Genomic DNA, 15,503 nt, shown 5'->3' with positions numbered 1-15,503 from the left:
ATAATTAAAATCTTATAGATACGGCAAAGTAAGCGCTTTTGTTTATATTGTAATACATATAAACATTTAACCCTCAATTTATTTTAGATCTCAAACAAAATACACTCACATTTAAATTCAATTAAAACAAATACTTATATAACCACGTGTTAGAGGCCGAAAAATCAATGCGACCTAGATCATACTAAAGACATATTGTAGTACAAATAAACCTTGGGACGCGTTAATCTAAGCCCAGTTAATTATGATATTTAAAAGGCTGAAAAGATGACTATTGATACTTTTGTTGTTCTCGCCTACTTCTTCTTTTTAATCGCGATTGGTTGGATGTTCCGTAAGTTCACCACCTCTACAAGTGATTACTTCAGAGGGGGCGGCAAAATGTTGTGGTGGATGGTTGGTGCAACTGCCTTCATGACACAATTTTCAGCATGGACGTTTACAGGTGCCGCAGGACGCGCATTCAATGACGGTTTCGTTATTGTAATCCTATTCTTAGCCAATGCTTTTGGCTACTTCATGAACTATATGTACTTCGCTCCAAAGTTCCGCCAACTTCGTGTGGTAACGGCGATCGAAGCTATTCGTCAGCGCTTTGGTAAAACGTCTGAACAGTTCTTCACATGGGCAGGTATGCCGGACAGCCTTATCTCTGCAGGTATCTGGCTAAACGGTCTAGCTATCTTTGTAGCAGCGGTATTCAACATCCCAATGGAAGCTACCATTGTGGTAACGGGTATGGTTCTAGTATTGATGGCAGTAACCGGCGGCTCTTGGGCGGTTGTTGCTTCTGACTTCATGCAAATGCTTGTAATCATGGCCGTGACAATCACTTGTGCGGTAGCAGCTTACTTCCACGGTGGCGGCTTAACTAACATTGTTGCTAACTTCGACGGCGACTTCATGTTAGGTAACAACCTAAACTACATGAGCATCTTCATCCTTTGGGTTGTATTCATCTTCGTGAAGCAGTTCGGTGTAATGAACAACAGCATCAACGCATACCGTTACCTATGTGCAAAAGACAGTGAAAACGCACGTAAAGCGGCAGGCCTAGCATGTATCCTTATGGTTGTTGGTCCACTAATTTGGTTCCTACCACCTTGGTACGTTAGTGCATTCATGCCTGAGTTCGCTGAGCAATACACATCAATGGGCGACAAAGCCGGTGATGCTGCTTACCTAGCATTCGTACAAAACGTAATGCCAGCAGGTATGGTTGGTCTTCTTATGTCAGCAATGTTCGCTGCAACGATGTCTTCTATGGATTCAGGTTTGAACCGTAACGCTGGTATCTTTGTAATGAACTTCTACAGCCCGATTCTTCGTAAAAATGCGACTCAGAAAGAGCTGGTTATTGTAAGTAAGATAACGACTATCATGATGGGTATTTTCATCATTGCGATTGGTCTATTCATTAACTCTCTGCGTCACTTAAGCTTGTTCGATATCGTAATGAACGTAGGTGCGTTGATTGGCTTCCCAATGCTTATCCCTGTCCTACTAGGTATGTGGATTCGTAAGACACCTGACTGGGCTGGTTGGTCTACTCTAGTGGTTGGTGGTTTCGTTTCTTACATCTTCGGTATCTCTCTGCAAGCAGAAGACATCGAGAACCTATTTGGTCTAGAAACAGCGCTTACAGGCCGTGAATGGAGCGACTTGAAAGTAGGTCTTAGCTTAGCTGCTCACGTAGTGTTCACAGGTGGTTACTTCATCATGACTTCTCGCTTCTACAAAGGCCTATCGCCAGAGCGTGAGAAAGAAGTTGACCAACTATTCACTAACTGGAACACGCCGCTTGTAGCGGAAGGTGAAGAGCAACAAAACCTAGATACTAAACAGCGTTCAATGCTTGGTAAGCTTATCAGCACAGCAGGTTTCGGTATCCTAGCAATGGCTCTGATTCCAAACGAACCAACAGGACGCTTATTGTTCCTACTATGTGGTTCGATGGTACTAACCGTTGGTATCCTACTGGTTAACGCATCTAAAGCTCCGGCTAAGATGAACAACGAGTCAGTTGCCAAATAGCTAAACAGCTAAACAGCTAAATAAGCAGCTAACAAGTTAAACCAAAATGAAGCCCATGTTATTCGATAACATGGGCTTTTTGTTTGTCTTCGGTTTATCAAAATAGAATATGAAACGCATCTCGATTAATGCGCATAAAGCGTAGAAATACCTATCTCCTGCCCTCATTTTATCTTCTTTTCCAACCTTTCCAATGGTTTGATCTCTTTCTCTGATTGTTTCTGTTACTTTGAATGACAACACAAACACAACAAACAATTACAATGAAAAAAACATCACTATTACTTGCCTCCATTGCTCTGGCACTTTCTGGTGTCGCACAAGCTGACCAGCTAGAAGACATTCAAAAATCAGGCACTTTGCGTGTGGGCACTACTGGCGACTACAAGCCTTTCTCTTACTTCGATGGTAAAAGCTACTCTGGCTACGATATCGATGTTGCACAGCACATCGCGGAACAATTAGGCGTTGAATTGAAGATTGTTCGTACCACATGGAAAGATCTACTGACCGACCTAGACGACGATAAGTACGACATCGCGATGGGCGGCATTACGCGTAAAATGCAGCGTCAGTTAAACGCGGAACAAACTCAAGGCTACATGACCTTTGGTAAGTGTTTCTTGGTTGCGAAAGGCACCGCAGAACAGTACGACAGCATTGAGAAAGTGAACCACTCTTCTGTTCGTGTGGGCGTGAACATTGGCGGCACTAACGAGATCTTTGCCGACGCGAACTTGCAGAACGCAAGCTTCACACGCTACGAGAACAACCTCGACGTACCAAAAGCAGTAGCGGAAGGCAAAGTTGATGTGATGGTGACAGAAACCCCTGAAGGTCTGTTCTATCAGGTAACTGACGAACGTCTTGAAGCGGCCCGCTGCGAAACCCCGTTCACCAACAGTCAGTTCGGCTACCTGATTCCTAAAGGTGAACAACGTTTGTTGAACACGGTGAACTTCATTATGGATGAGATGAAATTGAAAGGTGTTGAAGAAGAGTTCCTGATCCACAACTCCCTTAAGTAACTCTTTTCAATTTATACCGTAACAAAAAAGAGGCCAGCAATGCTGGCCTCTTTCGTTATGGTTCAATGGTTCGCTTTAACCGTGAGTTATCACATTCTGCTGTACCAATGCATCCAGAATGTCCGAAGGCATGGTGCTACTTAAGGTTAGCTGTGGCGCAAGGTCTTCAACCACAATCACCTGTTCCGTAGTACCTAAGCCATCCGGGTTGATCGTAAGCTCAATATCATCCCCGTCCACTTTCGCGTCTATTTGTTGTAGCAACGCGGTCATGTCTGGAGATGTATTTTTAAGCTCCGGCAACACTTCTCTCAAGTCAATGCTGTCCCCTTCCGACAAATCAAAGTCGGTAATCGTATCTTCAACACCATCTTCGATGTTAAGCCATACGAACGAGTCCATACCATCACCACCAGTCAGAATGTCTGAGCCTCCGCCGCCAATCAGGGTGTCGTTACCGTCACCGCCAACAAGTCGATCATTACCAGAGCCCGCAGTTAGGTCAGTCGCATTGGTGCCAGCAAACAGCTGAACATCATCGGTTTCCGCAGCCAGGTTAATATCGACCGCGTCAGACACGATGTTCAAATTCAGGTCAATCGAAGCAGAGGTCGCCGTATCGTTGTTTGTCTCTTCAGAAACAGCCTCCACTTTAAGCGTGTAGTTACCCGGAGTTTGAGAAAGGCCGACCGCCTGTAAGCTATCAATCGCATCCGCCGTTGCCACCCAAACACCACCGCCAAGATCCGTCACAGAACCCGCAGCACTGGTGATTTGAGCGCCAGCAGGTACATCACTGATATGCAGCGTTAGCTCTTCTGTGATGTCTGTTAATGCCGCGATAATTCCAACCAAAGGAATACCACTCGCACTCACTGACTGACTCGCAGTAATGTTTCTCACGTAGTTAGATGCAGGGTCAATCGATAACGTTGGCGCGTTAGCCACTGGTGTCACCTGTATCGTAAACTCTTCTGGTGGTGTTTCGATAATAATGCCAGATGGATTACCACTATCCTGAGCTACCACTTGTAACTGAATACTGTTCGATGGGATATATTGCGTATTCACAAACACGCCAACAGGGTTGGTTGGTGTATTAATGATTGCATTGATATCCGCCGGTGTACCTTCCAGTATGATTGAGCTTGTGTCCTGCCCGCTAACAGTGACAGTGGTTGTTCCTGGCAGAGTTACCGATAAAGCACCAAAATCGACACTCAAGGTAACCGTCATGAAATCGTCGGCATGAACGCCTACATAGTCAGGGTCTGCTACGGTAATACCACTAATCAATTGCTCGACATCTTCGTCAATGACAGACGTGACACTGTCACCATTAACAACAGGCGAATCATTAACACCTGTCACAGTTAAGCTCAAATCGCCGGTGTCTGTTAGGAAGTCATTAGCGCCGTTGGTTGTACCATCATCCTCTACGGTATAGGTAAACTTAACGTTGCCGTTGTATTCATCAGCTGCCGTAAATACCCAGTATGGGCCAGTGATCGTAGCATCATCAGCACCACCTACGTTCTCGAAGCGTTGTAGTTGACCTTGGCCTTCATCGAGCGCCAGATTAGTCACGGTAATCGTGTCGTTCTCTGGGTCACTCGTTGCGCCAATCAGATCTTCCTCTTTGATGATTAGCTGACCTTCTTCAAGGATGTTGCCTAAGTCGATGTCCGTTGCCACCGGCTGATCATTCACTTCCGTTACCTTAATGGTAAAGGTCGTTTGATTGGTTTGAGCAGTATTCGGATCTCCAGCATCAATCAGACCGTTATTACCACCATCATCAACAGTGGCAGTGACTGTCGCAACACCTCCCTGATTTAGGTAATTCTCATCCGCACCCAATTCGAATCTGACACTACCTGTATCCAGAGCAGTATTTATATTGGCCAAAGTTCCAGAGAGAACAATGGCGCTGCCACTAGTTGGCGTAGAGGTAACACCCGTTGAAGAGGTGTAAGTCAACGTACCTTGGTCGACCGATAATGTTAGTGTGTAAATCGCGTTCGGATCATCATAAACGGCGTCTGGGTCCTCTATCTTAAAGCCAGACATATCACTCAATGCAATAGAGGTGTCTTCCGGCGTCTCTAAGTTTTCAATATTGACAAAGGTTGGTTGGTCATTGATCGGATCAACCACCAAGTCGACACTGAAAATGGTTTCCGCCCCTAAATACTCAGTGTTATCCGCATCTGTATCTACTGAGCGAACAGAAATAGACAACGGTGTATCAATACCAAGCGTATTACCTGTGTCTGAATTGTGCTCACCGGAGTTAAACACGATCTTATCGAGTGCTGTTGCATCTACGTCTAACGTCCATGTATCAGAGGCTGAATCGTAAATACCTAGTGTTGTTCCATCCGGATGCAAAATTGACGCGTCTTGTGGAACATTGCTGACCACAACACGGATGGTTTCTGGCGAGTTTTCAGTATAAGTCCCACTCCCCGATGCAGAAAATGCGTTATCCAGAATAGTCGTGTTGATTTCAATATCAATATTTTCGCCTTCTAAACCGACTACCGAATCAGTCGGATCCGTATCAATATCGTCCCCTACAGGAAGTACATGCACTTGGAAACTTGGCAGAGTACCTGCGTTAGTTGGTACACCGAGCAAAGATTCTTGCGTAAACACCTCAACACCAAACTCAAAAGTACCGCTGAAATCTTTCGGAGGCAGTACCGATATTTCGCTCAAATCGAATGAATTCGAGACATTTGAAGGCAATTGGACACTCCACACGCCTCCACCATTATTCTTAACCGTGAAGTCTGAGGAGTTATCTACCCTGAATTGGAAGCCATCAGGGACATCAGTAAACTTGATAGAGACAAACTCTTCCGAACCATCTAAATCCGTCAAAGCAATCGACACTGGACTTGAGCCAGCGAGTGAAATCTCTTGGTCTTCACTACCCGTTATTTCAATGACATCTGCGTTCGTTCCAGGACCAGTGATCGCAATATCATCCACCACAGGGACTACGTCAAAGCTAACCGACGTTGAGAAAGATTCGATTGTGGCATCCTCAGTTGTGTCAGGAATATCTTGATTGAAGGTCGCCGTATCTAAAATGTTACCTGTCACAGTAACGTTCACAGTACTGACATCAGCACCATTTACGTCATCATAAGTCGGGAAGTTCTCTTTCGGTTTAAACAACACGCCTGACAAGGCACCATTTTCAATTTCACTTTCGGTGAAAGAGATGGATGTGCCCAATGGCGTTCCAGTATCACTGTAGAATTCGCCATTGCTTGTGTCAGTTAAGGTTAAAGTGATATCGGTGAAGCGTTCATCACCGCCTTCAACACCATTGACTTGGTCTGCAACCGAACCCGAGAAATCAAGCACAATATAGGTGTCTTCATAACCCACAGCTTCAGCGCCCGGTTGACCATCGATATCGACAGGGTTCAACGAGTCATCCAAAGAACCAGTAATATCGACAGAAATACTTGGCGCTATATCTGTTACAGCAGAGACTTTAATGATGGCGCTGGTATCAAGTACCTTCTCATCACCCGATATCAAATCTTTGGTGATCACCGTAAATGGCAATTTAAAGTCCCCAGAATAATCTGCGGGTAAATTCAACACCAAATCAGAGAAATCTGGCGTTACACCTTGTACCAAAGTGGACTGATACACATATTCGCCGTTAACGAAGTCAATCTCACCACTACCACCGATGCTAATGTTAAGTGTTTGGGTAAGGTCCGATGGGTCAAGAAACACGGTATCATCAATAACGATGGTAATTTCGTCGTTAAATGTATCGCCACCACTGAAACTAATGATACTTTCAAGCGCGTCACCAAGCATGAGCTGAGTATCTTCAATCGCGTCGATTGTCTGGTTCGGAGTTGCAGCGATATCAGCAGCAATTTCTCCTCCACCAACGATCTCTTCAGGGAAGGTCAAAATAACATTACCCTCTCTTGGAGCAATCGCAGAATTCTGGTCACTCAATTCGTCTCCCAAGTCTTCAACTTGAGCAAACACCTTCATTTTGATACTGCTGTTATTGTTTTCATCACCATCAGTGTATGGAGCAGTTAGATCTAAACCCTCAGGTGCACTAATCGTAAACGCATCTTCATCTGTGACTACCCAACGACCATCACCCTCATACACAGCGCCAGTCACGAGTAGTTGACTCAACACCTCGTCTGGCAATGTGCCGTCAGTCGTCGTAGTCAACTGAATGACGACTTCGTTAACGACTTCGTTGATAGGAAATACCGGAGAGACATCATCTTCTTTGTAACGGATAACGTACTCACCATCCAAGATCTCAATACCACCACCATCTACGGCTTGGTTATCACTATTGGTTGTGAGTTTGATTACACCCGCAGCATCAGATGTAATTGATGTTAACTCACCACTACCGTCTTCATTGGAGAAAACGATAAAGTTATCGTCAACTCCATCTCCATCTGGATCTTTAGGTTCCACAACAGGCACAACTTGTACTGTGATGGTGCCTGTAATTGCTGGATTAGCAACTACTCGGCCGCCCTCACCAACAATCGCATCATCGGTGTACTCGAAATCTCTCTCCTCCATCTCAACGACGGTTGTCAGCGTAAAGTCGACACTTGAGTTTTCTGGTGGTGTCATTTGGATAAAGTTGTTCGCCAAAGCAATCTGAGTAAATTGCTCCGGTGTCTGTGAGGTGTCTTTCGGTGTAATGACTAGGGTGCCGGCCGTGCTGGAATCGACCGTAACATCACCATTGACCACCGCGACTACATCCGTTGGAATGCCATTAATGGTAATTGAAGTGAAATGTTCGTCATCATCAATGTAATCATCACCTTGTGGATGCCAATCAATATTAATAGCGGTGTCTTCATCACCGGTTGTGGTGTTGCTATAGGTTGCAGAAGTGTCGATTCTAGGTTCAACCAACACTCGAACTTCTTGATCAAACGTTAAGGTGTGTCCATCGTTCTCGGTAACGACAATCTGCCCCTTGATATGAATATTTTCTGTCGACGAGTCAATCGGACGAATTCGGATACCAGAAGTAATACCTTCCTCTGTGATATTCGCTTCATAGATTGGTTTATCTAAATCAGGGTTTCCGTTAATGTCATCTTCATACCCAACGAAATTTAGGTCAATAACCGTACCATCACCGTCTTCGATTACCACGCCCTCAGGGATACCTGATAGAATAACAGTTATCGATTCGGAACCATCGCCGACAAGAGGATCATCAGCCGAGTCATCTGGTTTTCTCTCACCAGACAACACCGTGAAATCTAGAACAGCGTAGTTATCACCGCTTTGACTCTCTTGGATTGTGGTTTGTACCCCACTCACACCGCCATCTGTAAACTCTTCCCAATCGGTACCATTAGTTCCACCAAATGGCACATCAGCAACACCAATGACCTCAACGTTGACTGTTTTAGGACCAAATGTGATTTCATCAACTACTTCACCCGTTGAAAGATCTGCCTTGTCTTTGACAACACCTAACACATCAAAACTAAAGTCTTCATTACTGTGCTCTTTGGGTATCACTTCTACGTTGGCAAGTTCAGAGTAAAGAATCTCTTGATAATCGACACCCTCAATTGTCACGGTTGGTACAAGGGTATCGGTCCCAAGTAAATAAAGCCCAGCCCCCTGAGTGATATTATTGATGCGTACGTATAGAGTTTCCGACGTATCCAAATCTTCAGATGGTGTCATCGCAATCACTTCATCAAGAGTGAACGCGACTCTATTGCTAGGATCCCCAACAGTATCTGGATCGAGAATATTATCTTCATTGATGGTTTTGCGATTCACGCTTAAGGTGCCTAAGTCGGCGTCTGGAAGTACATCAATAACTAATATTCGTTCTTCAGAGGTGGCAACCTTTTTACTGTTAGCACCGCTATTATCGCCATCTAGGAATGGATTACGGGTTTCTTCCGTCAAAGCTACTACTTTAAAGCTAATGGTGCCCGAGAAGTTATCAATCGGGTCGACGACTGTGCTATTGATATCTGCCGCATCAATAACATATGGGCCTCCAACAGGCCCTATCGGATTACCTGAGCTATCCAATAGAGTGAACTTCCCAGCGCCTTCATCAACAGTAAGTTGATATGTGAGTGTTTCAGGGCGAGAAGTATCTTGAGAATCAGCCTCGAGGTTAAGAGTTATGGTATTTCCATCTTCCGTCACCGGAATCTCTGCACCCATGCTGTCTGTATCAGGAAGATAAATATAAGTGCTGTTTGCATCATCCCACTCAGCCTCATCTGCTACGGCTTCAATTTCAATTCTAAAGTTGGAGCTTACCGTATGGTCAGGTACCCCGTTGTTGTCGATCTCCAATTCATAATTTATTGTGGCTCCACCATTACCGGTACTAAAGTTTCGGTCTGGTACAAAATAAAGATTATCGATGGTAGCTATAACATCTTTTGGATCAGTTGAGTCATCGGGATCAGGCATGAAAGTCTGAACGATATTTGCACCATCTAGAACATAGTTTCCATCTACATCTGTCGACAATTTCACATATTCAGCACCATCAAAGTAATAGAATGTACCTCTATGGTTTGTATTATCGAAGATCTTCAGTTGGCCGATCGCCTCTGTGTTATCTTGGTCGTACAAGTTTACTTGCAATGCTACTTGAGCAGGTGCATCAGCTAGACCGTCTTGATTATCAAAGGTGTTTTCTAGGTCTGTTGGTTCACTACCCGCTGCATAATCAATTGATGCATCACGACCAATATCCTCCGTTGTCGTCACTTTCAGCGACACAGCCGTTGAGTCTTGATCAACGATAGTAATATTCAGTGGCGTTTCAGAGGTATCTAAATCCGCATCGATTGCAATTACGTTGATCGAGAAGTTGATCTCATCGCCGTCATGATCTAGATAACCATTGGCTCTAAATTCGACTTCACCGTTCGAGTTTATACGCAAGCGACCCAACTCTCTCTCTACTGTTCCTCCACTTCCATCATCGGTTTGTTCATAAACACGAACCTGCTGGCTCCCTAAGTTTAGGTCATAACTACCACTAAATGCTCCACTCGTTCCTCCCCTGAAAACGATATCAACATCACTATTTGAAATCCCTTCTATTTGGGTGAGCACAGCGGTGTCGGCACCTTGGTCTGTTGCACTCGCAAACATGTTCACCAAAGAGCCAGTGTAGTTTTGCCCTTCTAGGCGAGAGATAGACTGAGTTGTCACTAGAGGAATATCATCGGTGACCGTAATATCCAGTGCGATTGCATTAGACTGGTCGCCATCGAAATCTTCGGCTACGACAGAGAAATTCAGCAGTATGCTATTTTCATCGTCAGCTATAGGGTGTGTGAGCGGTTTAAACAGTTCAAACTGATAGCTGTTGTCCTTAGTATCAAACACAACTTCAAACACAGCCTCGTTGCTTGTCTCAGTTTGTGCTGTGTAGGTAAATGTCGTACCACTCTCAACAACCGGAAGCCACTCTAGGGCTTCACCATTAGACGTAAGCCCTGTTAGCACTGCATCAGGGTTAACCAACTCATACAACACAACACCATCCGCACCTTCATCAATGGTAAACAAACCATTAATGACGGTATCTTCAGATTGGTCAGAGCCTATACCCGCTAAGTCATCTTCATCGACAATCACTTCACCCGTCGGCGGCGTCATTTCCGGAATATCATCAATGACTTGAATTGGTAATTGATACTGGTTGGAATCATCACCATCACTATCAACAGCCACTACATCAAAGGAGATAAGCAGCTTATTTCTCGCCTCTGAGCTAGGCTCATGGTCTAGAGGACCAAGCAAGGTAAATGTGTAAGCACCATCATCAGTCAGAACTAATGTGAAAATTGGCGTTCCGCCAGGGTCAGTTGCACCTTGGTAGGTGGTCGTGTTAGCAGCACCTGTGATCTCAGTGATCTTAATACCTTCATTGCCAGACGATAGCGTCGCTTCCAACATTGAGATATTTCTCAATTCGTAAGTTTCAACTTGGTCAGCTCCTTCGGTCGTCACAAAACTTCCCGAGGCTTGCGTTGGTGTTCCAATCTCCTCTTCATCCACAACAAAGGTGCTGCCAACCTCTATCTCAGTAATTTCAGGCACGTCATCGGTAATGGTGACACTGAGTGGTGTCATTGCTGAATCGGTTTCATCGGTGTCTACCGCGTAAACAGGCAAGGTAAATAGTTGATCATTGTTACCTTGAACGTCCGCATGGTCGATCTCTTCGAGGAGCGTAAATGTGTACTCGCCTAGCACTGACGATGAGAAGCTAATTTCAAAGATTTCAACTTCTGGCCCAAGAAGAGAGTCTTCCGTAGTAAATCCTATATAGCCACCGGCAACTGAAGGGTCCTCTTTCAATTGAATCTCTAATCCATTAGACGTTAGAGCTCCGCCGACATTAAATTCATTGGTCGCAATACGGAAATAGCTAACGTCGTCACTACCCGCAGTAAAGGTTATCTGCTCTGTTTGGCTCACAGGTAAACTTGGTGAAGAACCATCGGCTAAGTTCACTTCACTCAAGCTCACTGGTGGAATGATATCAATCGTCGGTGGAGCACCATCACTAATTACTAACCTAACGGTTGCGTCTTCTAGATCGAGATCTTGGTCTTGAGATGCAACAACGATGTTCTTAATGATATCGCCATTTTCATGGTCTAGGTTTCTATTCGGCTCAAAGCGAATATCACCATTGAGTTTAATAAACAGTGTCCCTTCTGGGTAAACAAATACTTGCTCATTAATATCGTTTTGATCGAGAAGAACCTCAGCCCCACCATCATAGGTAAATTTAGTAACTGTTGAACCATCTGCACTTGGACCCGTTATTGTTTCAAACACATTGCTGCTCGCCGTGCCCGAGGTTGGCTCAGTGACTAGTAAGTCTCCAGATTGCATCACTTGAACATCATCCCCGATAACTACTTCAAGTTGCTTAGGAGCGGACACATCACCATCGGTGTCTTCGGCATAAACCGATAAATCGAAAGTAATGTCATTGTTGCCATCGCCAGGCGCATGGTCTAGTCGCTCTAGTAGTGTAAAGGTATAAATGCTTGGGTTTGAACTATCAAACGTTAAGGTGAAGATAGGCACCTCAACGCCCGGTGAAACCGTCGTGAATGCTAAATAGTCACCAGAGTTTGCTGGCTCTTCCCTTAAATCAACCACTAGTCCATTCGACTTGATTAATCCGCCAGTGTTAAATAGAGACGTGTCGACAACAATTCTTGCAATGTCGTCACTGCTAGCGATGGATGTGATTGTATTGGTTTCACTAATCAGCACCGAGTCAGGAGAAGATCCGTCTGCTAAGTTACTTTCAGATAAGTTAACGCCGGGTACTACATTCAGCGCGGGCCCTTCACCATCAATGATGGTCAGTCGAACACTCGACATGAAGATATCGTTATCGAAATCCGATGAAGTGAAAACGATATTTTTAACGATATTCCCGGCAGAATGATCAAGGTTTCGATTTGGCTCGAACCTAACATCACCATCTAACGTGACGAACAAAGAGCCTTCAGTAAAGGTAAACTCTTGCTCACCCGTCACGGTCTGATCGAGCGAAATGGATAATCCACCATCGTAAGTAAACTCGGTGATGGTCGCGCCGTCCGCGCTTGGCAAGGGCATAACATCAACCGTTGCTGTTGTCGGCGTGCCAGAGCTTGGTTCTGTGATCGTAAGAACCCCATCCTGTATTTGCTGAATGTCATCTTCAATCGTCACAACGACATCTCGTCTTGTTGATTCAGAATCATCTGTATCGACAGCATAAACTGGCAAGCGGAAATTCAAATCGTTGTAATTGAGACCATTAAGGTGATCGAGTGCTTCCAGCAAGGTAATGGTAAATTGGCCCTTGTTAACACTATCAAAACTAATCGTAAAGACATCGGTTTCTGCACCGGAACCGTTTGTGGTGAATCCGACGTAGCTGCCCGAATCCGCTGGTTCCTCCTTCAATTCAACGACTAAACCGTTTGATTTCAGTAACCCGCCAAAATTAAATTCATCCGTAGCGATTCGGAAATGACTCAGGTCATCACTCCCTTCTGTGTAAGTGATGGTATGAGTTGAACTAACTGGCCCTGCCGTCGGCATTGAACCATCGGATAAGTTCACTTCAGATAAGTAAACGTCAGGGACAATGTTGATAACAGGATCAACGCCATCCGTGATAGTAAGCGTCACCGTTGCGGTTTCAACATCATTATCGAAATCGCTTGTTGTCACGGTAATGGTTCGAACAATATCGCCATTCGAGTGGTCAAGGTCTCTATCTGGTTCAAAACGGAGCGAGCCATCCAACTTAACGAACAACCGTCCGTCAGCAACTGTGAACTCTTGCTCTGTAAAATCAGTTTGAACAAGCGTAAACGGCCCATCTGCCCCGTACATAAACTGGGTAACGGTCGCACCATCTGCACTTTCTGTAGGCATAACATCGACAATACTTGTAGTTGGCGGACCACCTGCTCCTGAAGTCGTCACAGGTTCAACAATACTTAAAGTACGATCTTGCGTTTGCTGTAAGTCGTCGGTAATGGTGACGTTCAAAGAGGACGATGCTGAATCGGTGTTGTCGGCATCAACCGCTATCACAGGGATATCGAAATCTAAGGTATTAGAAAGGTTACCATCAGCGTGATCTAAAGCCTCTAAAAGCGTAAATGTATATTGACCAAGATTGCTGTTCGAAAATTCAAGTGTGAACACGTTCGTTTCAACATTTGAAGCGCCGATAATAAAGCCAACATAGTTCCCCGAATCAGTAGGTTGCTCTTTAATTTCCACTGTCAGGCCGTTCGACTTCAATGCACCTGACGAATTGAAGTTCGTGCTATCGACCCTAAAGTGCGTCACATCATCGCTACCATCAGTAAACGTAATGACTTTGGTTTCACTGACAGCTGTCCCTGTAGAGGCAGAACCATCAGCTAAGCTTGCTTCATTCAGAGCAACATCAGGAATAAGATCAATCACTGGTTCATCGCCATCTTCTATCCTCAGCGACACAGAGGTGCTAACAATATCCCCATCTCCATCGACTGAATTAACCGAGATAGTTTTGACGATATCGCCACCAGAATGATCGAGGTCTGACACAGGTTCAAATCGCATGTTTCCGTCTATAGTGACGTATAGCGTACCCTCGTCATAAGTGAACGACTGTTCGCTTGCGATGTCTTGATTAAGAGTTTGTAAAGCCTCCCCATCATAGCTGAAGCTCGTTAATGTCCCTCCGTCCGCACTGCTGTCCGGCATAAGGTCAACAGTATTGGATGTTTCAACACCTGTTGATGGCTCTTTCGCTGTCAATGAGCCAACGACTAAGGCTTGAATATCATCGGTAATCGTCACCGATAGTGGTGACATGAGAGAGTCATCGCCATCGGTATCAACGGCATAGACCGGCAAGCTGAACGTCAGATCGTTGTTACCTTGGATTGGTCTGTGATCGATAGCTTCCAAAAGTGTGAAGGTGTATTCACCCAAAGTGGAGCTGCTGAAATCGAGAGTAAACACCGTGGTTTCGACATTCGAAATATCGGTCGTGAAGCCAATATAATTGCCGGAGCCTGTTGGTTCTTCTCGAATCTCAATGATCAAGCCGTCTGACTTGAGCGCGTTGTTAGTATTAAACTCACTTGGTTCTAAACGGAACTTCTCTACATTGTCACTTTGATGAGTGAACGAGATGGTTTCTGTTTGACTCACCGCACCCATGATTGGTGACGAGCCATCCGCTAAATCTGCTTCAGCAAGCGCGATGCTTGGTACCGATTCAATGGTTGGGATATCACCATCAATAATCGTCAGTGTGACAGTGGCCGTTTCAACATCCACATCGCCATCGCTTGACGTAAAGACGAGAGATTTAACGATATCGCCATCTTCGTGGTCTAAATCACGGTTCGGCTCAAAGCGCACGTTACCTTCGATGGTGACGAACACATCACCCTCAGTGAACGTAAATTTCTGCTCGCCTGTGATTGTTGGATCTAAGGTTTGAGCCGTGCCCCCGTCATAGGTGAACTGGGTAATCACAGCTCCATCGGCACTTTGCGCCGTCATTACATCAATCGTATTGGTGGTCACCGTACCGTCAGCTAAATTCGGCTCGGTAATATCCAGCGTACCGTTCGCCATGATTTGGGCGTCATCACCAATGGTCACCGACAACGGAGACATTAATGAATCATCACCATCTGAGTCGACGGCATAAACTGGCAAATCGAAGGTCAGTTCGTTGTTATCTAAGCCATCGGCATGGTCTAACGCCTCAAGCAACGTGAAGGTGTATTCACCCAACGTGGTACCTGAGAAGCTTAAGCTGAAGACAGGAACGTCCGTTCCACCGTCATCAATAAAGCCGACATAGATGCCTGAGTC

At 45.1% G+C, this 15,503-nt stretch carries 3 protein-coding genes; 2 read left to right on the top strand and 1 reads right to left on the bottom strand.

Annotated features, from left to right (window positions below; all coding sequences use genetic code 11):
• Nucleotides 1-267 precede the first annotated feature (267 nt).
• Together AB4384_RS09820 and AB4384_RS09815 are read left to right on the top strand one after the other, a co-directional pair.
• Nucleotides 268-2,034, top strand: a complete 1,767-nt coding sequence (locus tag AB4384_RS09820; protein ID WP_017061487.1) for a sodium:solute symporter family protein — start codon at nucleotides 268-270, stop codon at nucleotides 2,032-2,034.
• A 263-nt stretch (nucleotides 2,035-2,297) separates the two neighbouring features.
• The gene (locus tag AB4384_RS09815) at nucleotides 2,298-3,062 is read left to right on the top strand and encodes a transporter substrate-binding domain-containing protein (RefSeq protein ID WP_017061488.1); all 765 of its coding nucleotides are present in this window, start codon (nucleotides 2,298-2,300) and stop codon (nucleotides 3,060-3,062) included.
• Between the two features lie 75 nt (nucleotides 3,063-3,137).
• Here the strand turns inward: AB4384_RS09815 and AB4384_RS09810 are convergent.
• A partial coding sequence (locus tag AB4384_RS09810) for a cadherin-like domain-containing protein (protein ID WP_372129397.1) occupies nucleotides 3,138-15,503 on the bottom strand: 12,366 nt, incomplete at its 5' end.

This window comes from Vibrio sp. 10N.261.51.A4 (assembly GCF_041471945.1).
In the GTDB taxonomy this organism is placed as follows: Bacteria; Pseudomonadota; Gammaproteobacteria; order Enterobacterales; family Vibrionaceae; genus Vibrio; species Vibrio crassostreae_C.
This window is presented reverse-complemented; position numbering and strand designations above follow the sequence as displayed.

Coding starts and splice junctions, on each gene's coding strand:
- AB4384_RS09820 (WP_017061487.1), top strand. CDS start 268: ATGACTATTGATACTTTTGTTGTTCTCGCCTACTTCTTCTTTTTAATC.
- AB4384_RS09815 (WP_017061488.1), top strand. CDS start 2,298: ATGAAAAAAACATCACTATTACTTGCCTCCATTGCTCTGGCACTTTCT.